The organism is Mycobacterium sp. UM_Kg27 (assembly GCF_000972905.1).
GTDB lineage: Bacteria > Actinomycetota > Actinomycetes > Mycobacteriales > Mycobacteriaceae > Mycobacterium.
Genome location: NZ_JRMM01000377.1, coordinates 1 through 244 on the forward strand (window position 1 = coordinate 1; position 244 = coordinate 244).

At 63.1% G+C, this 244-nt stretch carries 1 protein-coding gene; it reads left to right on the plus strand.

Annotated elements, in window-relative coordinates; all coding sequences use genetic code 11:
• Window positions 1-210: IS3 family transposase (locus tag LI94_RS21715; RefSeq protein ID WP_046302570.1), on the plus strand; the 210-nt coding region annotated here is incomplete at its 5' end.
• Window positions 211-244 lie beyond the last annotated feature (34 nt).

The following is a 244-nucleotide window of genomic DNA, read 5'->3' on the forward strand; positions in this document are numbered from 1 at the left end:
GACAACGCCGCCATGGAGTCGTTCTTCAGCTTGCTGCAGAAGAACGTCCTGGACCGGCACCGCTGGGCCACCCGCGAAGACCTACGGATCGCGATTGTCACCTGGATCGAACGCACCTACCACCGTCGCCGGCGCCAGATCGCCCTGGGCCGGTTGACCCCGATCGAATACGAGACGATCATGACCACACCGGCCAGTCAGGCCGCGTGACCGAAACTGTCACCTATCCGTGCAGCAGACCCTA